Source organism: Phytohabitans sp. LZ39 (assembly GCF_059359075.1).
The window spans coordinates 81379-92433 of the sequence record NZ_JCADBM010000032.1 but is presented as its reverse complement, the minus strand read 5'-3'; the positions used below and the strand labels follow the sequence as shown (position 1 = coordinate 92433).

10 protein-coding genes and 1 pseudogene are annotated in these 11055 nt (G+C 69.2%); 8 read left to right on the top strand and 3 right to left on the bottom strand.

Features of this window, described 5'->3' with window-relative positions:
* From AC5L36_RS41030 to AC5L36_RS41005, 6 genes and pseudogenes are all read left to right on the top strand, one after another.
* Positions 1-96 (top strand): adenosylhomocysteinase (locus AC5L36_RS41030; RefSeq protein WP_441222463.1); only part of this gene is annotated, 96 nt, incomplete at its 5' end.
* A 15-nt stretch (positions 97-111) separates the two neighbouring features.
* Positions 112-1110 (top strand): annotated as a pseudogene (locus tag AC5L36_RS41025) (carbohydrate kinase family protein).
* A 33-nt stretch (positions 1111-1143) separates the two neighbouring features.
* A complete protein-coding gene (locus AC5L36_RS41020) occupies positions 1144-1371 on the top strand; it encodes a DUF6059 family protein (protein WP_441224221.1) in 228 nt (75 codons plus the stop codon).
* A gap of 190 nt (positions 1372-1561) precedes the next feature.
* On the top strand, positions 1562-2695 hold the full coding sequence (locus AC5L36_RS41015) for an acyl-CoA dehydrogenase family protein (protein ID WP_441224220.1): 1134 nt from the start codon (positions 1562-1564) through the stop codon (positions 2693-2695).
* Positions 2695-3540 carry a phosphate/phosphite/phosphonate ABC transporter substrate-binding protein gene (locus tag AC5L36_RS41010; RefSeq protein ID WP_441224219.1) on the top strand — a complete coding sequence of 282 codons (846 nt, stop codon included), beginning with the start codon at positions 2695-2697 and terminating at the stop codon, positions 3538-3540. Before AC5L36_RS41015 ends, AC5L36_RS41010 begins: the two co-directional genes overlap by 1 nt.
* Entirely contained in the window at positions 3537-4733 is a 1197-nt protein-coding gene (locus AC5L36_RS41005; protein WP_441224218.1) for an amino acid adenylation domain-containing protein, read from the top strand. Before AC5L36_RS41010 ends, AC5L36_RS41005 begins: the two co-directional genes overlap by 4 nt.
* A 67-nt stretch (positions 4734-4800) precedes the next feature.
* Here the strand turns inward: AC5L36_RS41005 and AC5L36_RS41000 are convergent, their stop codons facing one another.
* Complete coding sequence (locus tag AC5L36_RS41000) at positions 4801-5793, bottom strand: methyltransferase (protein ID WP_494909636.1); 993 nt, start codon at positions 5791-5793, stop codon at positions 4801-4803.
* Positions 5794-5972: 179 nt separating this feature from the next.
* Between AC5L36_RS41000 and AC5L36_RS40995 the strand changes: the two genes are divergently transcribed.
* Positions 5973-7238 (top strand): FAD-dependent oxidoreductase, encoded by a 1266-nt coding sequence (locus AC5L36_RS40995; RefSeq protein ID WP_441224216.1) that lies wholly within the window; start codon positions 5973-5975, stop codon positions 7236-7238.
* 70 nt (positions 7239-7308) lie between these two features.
* Here the strand turns inward: AC5L36_RS40995 and AC5L36_RS40990 are convergent, their stop codons facing one another.
* Positions 7309-8751 (bottom strand): methyltransferase, encoded by a 1443-nt coding sequence (locus tag AC5L36_RS40990; RefSeq protein WP_441224215.1) that lies wholly within the window; start codon positions 8749-8751, stop codon positions 7309-7311.
* 113 nt (positions 8752-8864) lie between these two features.
* Complete coding sequence (locus AC5L36_RS40985) at positions 8865-9350, bottom strand: nitroreductase/quinone reductase family protein (protein WP_441224214.1); 486 nt, start codon at positions 9348-9350, stop codon at positions 8865-8867.
* A 170-nt stretch (positions 9351-9520) separates the two neighbouring features.
* On the opposite strand from AC5L36_RS40985, the gene AC5L36_RS40980 reads away from it, so the two are divergent.
* The gene (locus AC5L36_RS40980) at positions 9521-11038 is read left to right on the top strand and encodes an MFS transporter (RefSeq protein ID WP_441224213.1); all 1518 of its coding nucleotides are present in this window, start codon (positions 9521-9523) and stop codon (positions 11036-11038) included.
* Positions 11039-11055: the final 17 nt, after the last annotated feature.

Genomic DNA, 11055 nt, shown 5'->3' with positions numbered 1-11055 from the left:
CTGGGTGCCCGGCTGACCGAGCTCTCCAAGGAGCAGGCCTCGTACCTGGGCGTGCCGATCGAGGGCCCCTACAAGCCCGACCACTACCGCTACTGAGTGAAAGGAGGGCACATGTCGGTCGCCGTCACGGGCTCCATCGCCGTCGACCATCTGATGCGGTTTCCCGGCCGCTTCGCCGAGCAGCTGGTACCCGAGGCGCTGGCGAAAGTGTCGCTCTCGTTCCTCGCCGATGAACTGACCGAGCGCCACGGAGGTGTCGCCGCGAATATCGCCTTCGGCATGGCGCAACTGGGCCTCCGGTCGACGCTCATAGGCGCCGTCGGACAGGACTTCGCCGACTACCGAGCCCGGCTGGAGGCTCACGGCGTGGACTGCTCCTGGGTGCACACCAGCCGGACAGCACACACCGCACGGTTCGTCTGCACAACCGATATCGACATGTGCCAGATCGCGACCTTCTACGCGGGTGCGATGACAGAGTCCGCCGACATCGACCTGACCCCACTGCTCGCGGCCGCCTCCCCGCCCAACCTGGTGCTCATCGGCGCGGACGCACCCGCCGCGATGCTGCGCCACGCTCGGGCGTGCCGCCAATATCCGGTGGCGGTCGCGGCCGACCCGTCCCAACAAATGGCGCGGATGTCGGGTGCGGAGATCATGGAATTCATCGATGGCGCGGACTATGTACTGACCAACGAGTACGAACTGGCACTGCTGAAGACGAAGACCGGCCTCTAGACCGCCGACATCCTGGACCGGATAGGGCACCTCGTCACCACCCTCGGCGCGAACGGCGTCCGTATCCGCCGGCGTGGCGAGCCGGAGATCCAGGTGCCCGCGGTGCCCACCTCCACCGCGCTCGACCCGACCGGCGTCGGCGACGGGTTCCGCGCCGGGTTCTTCGCGGCGATGTCCTGGGGCCTGCCTTTGCCGGACGCGGCGCGGGTCGACTGTCTGCTCGCCGTCGGGGTTCTGGAGGCGGCGGGCCCGCAGGAGTACGCAGTGCGGCGGCGGCCCTTCCTCGACCGGCTTGCCGGTGCGTACGGCGAGGACGTGGCTAGTCGGGTGGCGGATGTCTGGCCAGCGCCATCGATTGCCGTCCGCCGGTAGAGCCTCAACCCGCCGAGAACCCAAGGAGGGACGATGCGTCGGCTTCGACGGTTCTTCCTCCTCGCCGCAAAACACCTGTACCTCGGCCTGGTCTACGTGGGGGCATGGTCAACCCCCGCCGCAATGGGCGAGTTTCTGCACCGCGGGCAGTCCGTCGACGGCTCCGGATGTGGGCCCGCTCCCGGCCATCCCGAGCGGCTCGTTCCAGGTCGACCATTGTCCGAAGTGGAGCGCGGGTTGTGGCGGCAGCTCCTCCCGTGAGCTGCTGTCTGGCCGCTGGCATTCATAAGTGCTGCACTGGATAGTCATCGTCAATGTCCATGGTTCGTGTGGCCAATCCGGACCTGGATACGGCTTAGCATCGAGGCACCGAATCCCTCGGGCCGCGGCGTAAGCGGCCTGATGTCCTGCTGCCCTCGACGTGGACCGGCCGTGCCGGAAGGAGCTGACCGTGAGCGACCAGTTGTGGCAAGCGCTCGATGAGGTTATCGCCAACGTCGTCGCTCCTCAGGCGCAGTTGGTGGATCAACAAGGCACCTTCCCGAGCAAGTCGATGGAGGCGTTGGGGGAGGCGGGCGTACTCGGCGCGACCGTGCCCAAGGCGGACGGTGGCCTGGGCTTCGGCCTCGCTGAGGGCGCCGTGATCACCGAGCTGCTGAGCCAGGCGTGCGGGTCGACCGCGATGGTCACGATGATGCACTTCGCCGCCGTACCGGTCCTCGCCGCGCACGGTCCCCGTGACGTCCTGAGCCAGATCGCGGCCGGCCGGCACCTGAGCACGCTCGCGTTCTCCGAAGCCGGGTCACGCAGCCACTTCTGGTCCCCGGTGAGTACGGCCAGCGCAGCGGCGGACGGCCAGGTGGCCTTGAACGCCCGCAAGAGCTGGGTCACATCCGCCGGCGACGCGGACAGCTACGTATGGTCGAGCAAGCCGCTTGCCGCGGACGGGCCGATGACGCTGTGGTTGGTGCCGGCCGCCACGGCGGGTGTGAGGGTGGCGGGCCCGTTCGACGGGCTCGGGCTGCGCGGCAACGGATCGCGGCCGGTACACGCCGAGAACGCCCGCGTGCCACGGACCGCCATGCTCGGTGCCGATGGCGCCGGACTGGACGTCGCGATGCAGCTGACCCTGCCGTGGTTCCTGGTGCTCAACGCCGCCTTCAGCGTCGGGCTGGCCGAAGCGGCCGTGCGCGAGGCGATCAGCCACCTGACCAGTGCGCGGCTGGAGCACCTCGGCCAGACGCTCGCGGACCAGCCGTTGGTACGCCGTGACATCGGCATGATGCGGCTCCGCACGGACGCGGCACGGGCGATGCTCACCGACACCGTGACGGCCCTGGACGCCGGCCGGGAGGACGCTGGCCTGCGGGTGCTGGAGGTCAAGGCGGTGGCCGCCGAGACCGCGATCGAGGTGACGGACCTCGCGATGAAGGCCTGTGGCGGCGCGGCGTTCCGCAAGGACCTCGGCGTCGAGCGCAGGTTCCGCGACGCCCGCGCGGCCCGGGTGATGGCCCCGACGACCGACCATCTCACCGAGTTCGTCGCCCGCCTAAGCTGCGGCATGCCGATGCTGGACGGTGCCTGATGGCCGGCGCGCTCGTCATGGGAGCGGTCTGCTACGACCCGAAGGTCGTGACGATCTGGACCGGGTTCCGGCGCTGGTTCGTCGACCACGGTCTGCCGTTCGACTTCGTGCTGTACTCCAACTACGAACGGCAGGTGGAAGACCTCGTCGCCGGCCGGACACACGCCGCCTGGAACTCGCCGTTGGCGTGGGTTCGAGCGCGCCGGCTCGCGGCCGCACGCGGTCAGGTGGCCCGGCCGCTCGTCATGCGGGACACCGACCGCGATCTCATATCGGTCGTCGTGGTCCGGGTGGACAGCACAGCCGAGAAGCTGTCCGACCTGGCCGGCTGCACCGTCGCCACGGGCGCGGTCGACTCGCCACAGGCCACGCTCATCCCGCTGGCGAGCCTGGCCGAGCTCGGCGTCGACGTCACAGTGCGCCGCTACGACGTCGGTGTCGGCCTGCACGGCGACCACATAGGCGGGGAACGTGACGCCGCCCGTGCTCTCGCCGCAGGCGAGGTCGACGCCGTCTGCCTGCTCGACGCGACACACCTGACGCTCCTGCGCGAGGGCACGCTGAGCACTGGCGGCACCCGGGTCATCGGCCAAATGGGCCCCTACGACCACTGCAACATGACGGTGGTCGACGCTGCTCCAGCCGACCTCGTGGAACGGTTCGGCGATCTGCTGTTGGGCATGGACTACGGCGACGAGCGATTGCGTCCCCTGCTTGATTTGGAAGGGCTGCACTCCTGGGTGGAAGGGCGGCTGTCCGGCTACGAGGTCCTCGAGACCGCGACGGATCGCCTCGCCTTTTACGGACCCGCCGGACAGCTCACTGCCGCCGGCTATCGGCCGTGATCGAGCAGCGGCTCGACCTGGGCGGACTCGGGTTGGATCGCGGGGCACACCTGCTCCTGCGCCGCGCGCTCGCGCCGCTGCCAGCAGGTACGCGGCTGGCTGTATACGGCCGTGCACCGGCCCTCGCGGTTCACCTTGGCGCCTGGTGCCGCGCGGAAGGCCACCGACTGGAGTCGCCTGAGCCCGCGACGGCGGAACTCCCGGTCGCCGTGGTCGTCCGTGGCGACCGCGACGATCGCCGTTGGCTCGGCGCCACCCGTGCGGGGGCGCCGGACAGAGTCGTCCGGCGCCCACCTGCCCGCTGGGGCCTCGCGCCGAGGGGCGCCCTCGTCGAGGCCGGCGGTCCCGAACCGCGGTTCGACCTCGACGACCGCGACCTGCTCTGGGCCGACGTCGCCCCACGGCTGTACGCGCACGCCGCGGCTCGACAGTGGGATCCGGCCACCGCGGTGCCATGGGACGAGCCGTTCCAGCAGCCCGACGAGGTCGAGGCGGCAGTCGTCCAGGTGATGACCTACCTGACGGAAAACGAGCAGGCCGCCCTGATCGTGCCCGCCCGGTTCCTCGGCCAGATCCATCCACACTTTCGCGAGGTCGTCCAGCTGCTCGCCGTGCAGGTCGCCGACGAAGCGCGGCACATGGAGATCTTCACCCGGCGGGCGCTGCTCCGGCACACCCAGATGGGTACCTCGTCCGCAGGCGGCCGCGCGTCGCTGTTCGCGCTCGTCGAGGAGTCGGACTTCGCGTTGGCGTCGTTCCTGCTATCGGTACTGGGGGAGGGCAGCTTCGTCAACCTGCTGGCGTTCTTGGAAAACCACGCGCCCGACCCGGTCACCCGCCGGGTGGCATGGCTCGCGATGCAGGACGAGCGGCGTCACGTCCTCTTTGGCGTGGCGCATCTGGCGCAGCACGCCGCGGCCGATCCGAAGCTGCGCGGCCGCCTCCGTGCCGCGATCGAACGCCGATACGACGCGCTGCGCGACACCGCTGGGCTCAACGCGGATGTGTTCGACGCGCTCCTACTTCTGGCGGCCGGCGGGTGGAGCACCGAGCAGCTCGAGTCGGGGTACGCGCGGGTGCAGCGGCTGGAACACGACATGGACCAGGGCCGGCGGCGACGCCTGGAGCGGCTCGGCTTCCCAGCCGACGAGGCCGAAGCACTGTCGGCCTTGCACACCCGCAACTTCATGTAGCGCGACCGCGTGTGAAACGCCGGTCCGGACACCGCGCGAGTCTCGGGGCCCGGACCGGCGAGTCAACCTACTGTCGGCGCGCCTCGATGATGTGGTACGGGAAGTAGGCGAGCATCGGCAGCGGCACGACCTGCTCGATGCGGTAGCCAGCGCCGCCGAAGAGCTGGTCGAACTCCTTGCGGGTCCGCTCGCGACCGCCGACCAGCAGCAGCATGGCCAGGTCGATGAGGTGCACCATCGGGTCGAGCGGCGGCTCGTCGCGGACGATGCCCTCGAGCGAGAGCAACGAGCTGCCCGGCTGGGAGGCGCGGTGACAGTTGGCCAGGATCCGCCCGGCCGGTTCGTTGTCCCAGTCGTGCATGATGCCCTTGAGCAGGTACAGGTCGCCGCCGGCGGGCACCTCCTCGCGGAAGTCGCCGCCGATGAGCTCGACGCGGTCGATCAGGCCTTTCTCCGCCATCGTGCGACGGGCCTCGTCCATCACCTCCGGCCGGTCGAACAGCACGCCGGTGGCGTGCGGAGCGGCCGCCAGGATGGCGGAGAGGAAGTGGCCCTGGTTGCTGCCCACATCGACGATGCGCTTGAACCGGGACAGGTCGAAGTTCTGCGCGACAAGTGGGGCTACCATCGCCGTCACCTCGTCGAGGTGCGCGGTCAGCGTCGCCTTCGTCTCGGGATGGGCGTCGTAGTACTCCCACATCGGCATGCCCAGTGCGTCCTGGGCAACCGACCGGTTCTCCATGACACCCGTGTACAAGTGCTCGAACGGCCGAAGGTGGCCCGCCTGGCCCATTCCGAGCGCGAAACCCTGTAGGGACTTGGGACCGGACCGCAGACACTCACTCAACGGCGACGGGCCGAACTTGTCCGAGTCGACGATCTGGCAGAGGCCGAATGCCGCGGCGGCGCGCAGGAAGCGCAGCAGAGACTCCGGATGCGCACCGGTCAGCTTGGCCAGTTCCGTGCTGCTCACCGGGCCGTCAGCGATGTGGTCGGCGATGCCCAACCGGGTCATGACGAAGACCAAGGCGGTGGTCTGGTATCCCAAGCCGAGCCGCATGACCTGCAACGGGGGCGGCTCCTGACCAGGAGCCGCGGTTGGAGAAAACGTTGGCTGTCCCATGGACGCAGGCTATCGACGGCGAACCCCAGCAACACTGGGGTTTCTACCGGTGGGGTCCACTCGCTGGCTCATTATGCTCGCCGCGACCATTCAGCGCCCGGGCCGGGGGTTGCACGATGAGCCTGAACATAGAAGCCCAATGCTGCATCGTGGGCTGTGGCCCGGCCGGAGCGATGCTGGGGCTTCTCCTGGCGCGCCGCGGAGTCGACGTCGTGGTGCTGGAGAAACACATCGACTTCCTACGCGACTTCCGCGGCGACGACATCGCGGCGGCCACCATAGAGATCCTCGACGAGATAGGTCTGGCCGAAGAGTTCCTCGCGCTGAGCCCACGTCGCGTCCGCGCTGTGAAAGCGCATACTGCGTCGGGCACCATGACGCTCGCCGACCTGAGCCTCGTGCGGACGAGGTTCCCGTTCGTCGCGGTGGTGCCACAGTGGGACTTCCTTACCTTCCTGGCGGCCGAGGCGGCGCTCGAACCAGGTTTCCGCTTGCTGACGGGCGCAGAGGCGACGGACATCATCGAGCAAGACGGCGTCGTCCAAGGGGTGCGCTTCCGGAGTGGCGACGAAGAAGGCGTGGTACAGGCGGCGTTGACCGTCGCGGCGGACGGTCGCACGTCCCTGCTACGGGACAAGGCGGCACTGCCGGTCGTCGCCACCGCTCCGCCGATCGACATGATGCTGTTCCGGTTGCCGCGCCGCGCGACAGACGAGGCGAGCGACGCGATCGATATTCACCTCGGCGCCGGCTGGGCCATGGCCCGCCTCGACCGGGGGGACTACTGGCAGGCGGCCTGCATGATTCCGAAGGGAGCGGCCGATGTCGTTCGCGCCGCCGGCGTGGACGCCTTCCGCGACGCCATCGCCGAGGTCATGTCCGATCTGGCCAACCACGTCGGGGCATTGGAGACATGGGATCAGATCCATCTGCTCTCCGTACAGACCAACCGGCTTCGGCGGTGGCACCGTCCAGGACTGCTGTGTATCGGCGACTGCGCCCACGCCATGTCTCCGATCGGCGGCACGGGCGTGAACTTCGCTATCCAGGACGCGGTGGTCGCGGCCAACCGCCTCACCGAACCGATCAGGCGCGGCGACGTCACCACACGCGACCTCGCTGGCGTGCAACGGGAGCGGCAGTGGCAAGTGCGCATCATGCAGCTGCTTCAAAGCCGCCTGACGAAGGGCTACGTAGCGGCCGCCGGCGACAAGCCTGACGGCATTCGCGGCCTCGGGCAACGGATCGGCCCGAAGCTGCTCAACCTGCCCGGGTTCTGCGCGCTCCGCAGCCGGATCACCGCGCTGGGCCTTCGGCGCGTGCACGTCGCGCCGGAGTTTCGGGTCGCGGCGCGCCAGCCTCCGGACGGTAGGCACCCATAGCAACATCCGGTCGCCCTCGGGGGAGGGGCGACCGGATGCCGCCGGGGCGGGAGAGAGTGCTGCCCCTGGCCTACTCTTTGACGGCCCGAGCGACGGCCGAGATCGGCGACACCGCAATCGTCGGCTGCGGACGGAATCCGGCCTGCTCCAGCCACTCGCGGGTCACCTCGGCGCCGTACGGCTCGCCACCCATGGTGTTGTTGACCACGAGGATAAGCCCGATGGTGTACGGGAACGGCGTCTCGCCGTGCTCCCACATGTGCGCGTGGATGACCACCTCGCCACCATGCGGCAGCCAGCCGTACACATGCTGGATCAACGCCTGGGCCCGCTCGGGGTCGAAGCCCTCCACCACATTGGACAGCAGTACCACGTCGCCGTCGGGGAACGTGTCGGTGAAGATGTCACCGGGCCGCACGGTGATCCGGTCACTGAGACCGGCCGCCGCGACGTTCTCGCGGGCGAGGTCGCACACCGCCGGTCGATCGACCGCCGTGACCCGCAGGTCCGGATTGGCCTGGGCGAGGGCGATCGAGTACGCGCACGAACCGCAGCCCAGATCCACCAGGTGGTGGTGCCCCTTCAGGGAGGTGTGCTCGGCAAGGCCGCCGGCCATCATCAGCGACGCCGCGCGAGTGATCCGGGCGAAGCCCACCGGACCGCCGAACGCGGGGTGGTCCTTGTCGCCGTCCAGGCGAATGGGGGCGTTGTCCCGCAACGCCTTCGTCAGCTGCGCGAAGCGGCCGAAGTGCGCGTCCTGGTGAGCGACGAGTGCACCCATGTACTCGGGTGCGCTGCTGACGAGGTGCCGGCTCGCGACCGGCGCGTTGCGGAACACGCCGTCGGCGTCACGGTCTACCAGGCGCTCGCCGTGCAGCGCCATCAGCAGCATGCGCGCGGAGCGGTCCGGCAGGCCGACGCGGTTGCCGATCTCCGCGGCGGTGCCCGGTCGCTCCTCCAGCGCGTCGAACAATCCCAGTTCGACGGCCGAGAACAGGGCCTTCGAGGAGAGGTAGCTGAACATGAGGCGGTGCAACCGGACGGTCTCCTGCGACGGCCAGCCAGCCGTAACGGCGGCACCCGAGGCATCGTCCTGCGCGGATGTCTCGGCCAGTCGTTCGTCGTACTCGTACGGCTCCTCCGACAGGAAGACGCTGCGGGTCGGCGGGCGCTCGGCGGGTGCGACCAGCAGCAGCTCGGCTCGCTCGTCGGGGCCGGTGGCGAGCCCGTGGGCCTCGCCGCGGGGGATGAAGACGACATCACCCTTACGCAGCGCGTACGCGCGGTTCTCCGAGGGGAGCTCGACGCGCAGGCTGCCGCTGAGAACGTAGATCTCGTGCTCCCACTCATGGTGGTGCGGTGGCGTGGCTCCGTTGGGCGACAGCTCGAAGATGCTCATCAGGAAGCGGTCGGCGCCGTCGGGCGTGTCGATGACCCGCCGGATGACCACCTGCTTCGCGCCCGGCTCCCGAACGATGTCCGTAGGCACGTCTTTGGCGTTGACAATCTTCATGTGTGCTCCCGCTCGCAGCTGCGTATCCCTTTGAGATATTTGCGGCACCGACGTGGCGAGGATAGGGGCCGTGGCGCGCGCCATTGACCGGTGCAAACCCTAGGGCGGGCACGCTATGGCGTCGCGCGATCCTCGATCCGGAAGACGGGATAGTTGGTCACCAGCCGGCTCAGGTCCTTGTCCGTCATCCGTTTCGGATTCACCTTGAGCCAGGCCCTTGCGAAGAAGTGGTAGCGAGCGACCAGGTCGCGCATGAAGATCACTTTCTCGTCGCCGGCCAACTCCACCGCCCGGACGGGTACTGCCCGACCTTTCGTGCGGAGCTCTGCCTCCGCGCCGGCACGAAGATTTCGGGCCCACTCCGTCTGGCCATAGAAGCCGACGACGTGCCGGTTTCCGTTGGACACGCTTATACCCACCGGGCGCTCGTACCAGCGACCCGAGCGGCGGCCGCGTACGGCGAGCACTTGGACGCTGTCGAGGCCACCCCGGTCCATGAAGCCGCCGAACCCGAACCGCAGGATGAGCCAGCGCATTGCCGGGTCGTAGACCCGCCGGCGGAACGCGGTCGGCCGCCTGTAGAAGCGCACCGCCGTCATCGCCACCACCGCCTCGCCTGAAGTCTCGTACCCATGGGCGCGGCGGAAGCGTAGCGGCCGGCGGAGCCGGCTGCCCTGGGGTAACCCCCGGTGCGTGGGCCGTTGAGCTGCCGTATCGGTTGCAGGTGCGAGGGTCCTGGAGGCATGTGTGGCAAAGCGGAGGAGAGCGCATGGACGGCGAACCGGTCGGCGGACGGTCAGGCTCGGCAGCCGGGACGGCGGGTGACGCGCTCGACCCCCGACGGTGGAAGGCTCTGGCCCTGCTCGGCATCGCGTTCCTGATGATCATCCTGGACGGGACCATTGTGCTGACTGCGGTGCCCTCGATGAAGCAGGACCTGAGGCTTTCCACTGGTGGCGTGCAATGGGTGATCACCGCATACGCGCTGACCTTCGGCGGCCTCATGCTGTTCGGCGGCCGCCTGGCCGACCTGCTCGGGCGGCGCCGGGTCTTCATGGTCGGTATGGTCCTGTTCGTCGCCGCGTCGCTGTTGTGTGGCCTCGCCTGGTCCGGCGGTGTTCTCGTGGGCGCTCGCGCCCTACAGGGTATGGCCGCCGCGGTATTGGCCCCGAGCGCCCTCGCCATCGTGATGACCACCTTTCCGGAGGGACCGGAACGCAACACCGCCCTGGGCGTCTGGGGTGGGCTCGGCGGGATCGGCGCCACCGCCGGCCTGTTGGTGGGTGGCAGCGTCACCTCGGGGCTCGGCTGGGAGTGGATCTTCTTCATCAACGTCCCGGTCGGCCTCGTGGCGTTGGCCTTGAGCCCGGTGCTGCTTCGGGAAAGCAGCGACCGGAGACGGCCACGGGCCTACGACCCGGGCGGCGCCTTCACCATCACGGCTGCGCTCACGCTAGTGGTGTACGCCGTCGTCAAGGCTCCGTCGACCGGCTGGACGGACCTGCGCACCATCGGCATGCTTTTCACGGCGGCCGCGCTGGCCGCGCTGTTCGTGCTGATCGAGTCGCGTTCGGCCGCGCCACTCCTACCGCTGCGTATCTTCCGATCCCGGACGGTGGTGGGCGGCAACGTGGCCATCTTCGCGGTCGGCATGGCTGTCGACGGCGCTCTTTTCATCCTTACCCTTTACGCCCAGCAGGTACTGGGATACTCGGCCGTCCAGTTCGGCCTCATGACTGCGGTGATGACCGGCATGGCGATCGTCGGTGCGCTCACCGGGCAGGCGGTGGTGACGCGGATAGGCCTGCGGCCGGTGATGCTCGCGGGCATGCTGCTCGTCGGGGGTGGCTGCCTTCTCCTGACGCAAATCTCCGCCGAGGGCAGCTACGTCGACGATCTGCTCGCGGCGATGCTCGTCTTCGGCCCAGGGCTGGGAGCCGCGTTCGTCGCCGCCCAGATAGCCGCGCTCACCGGCGTGCACGAGCAGGAGTCCGGGCTCGCCTCGGGTTTGGTCGACACCGCGTTCAACATCGGCGCCGCGCTCGGCATCGCCATCGCCTCGACCGTCGCCGTCTCGCGGACAGAGGAGTTGCTCGCACGCGAGAACGCCGCCGCTCCAACCGGCTCAGCCCTCACCGAAGGGTTCCAGGTCGCGTTCGCCGTGACCGCGGTCTTCGTCCTCATCGGACTGGTCGCCGCGCTGGTGCTGCCGAGCCGGCAAGACCGGCGCGAAGGCGCGACCGGTACCGCCGAGGCGGCACCGGTCGCAGGTGGCGCCGAGGGGTAGATCCCTAACCGGGGAGC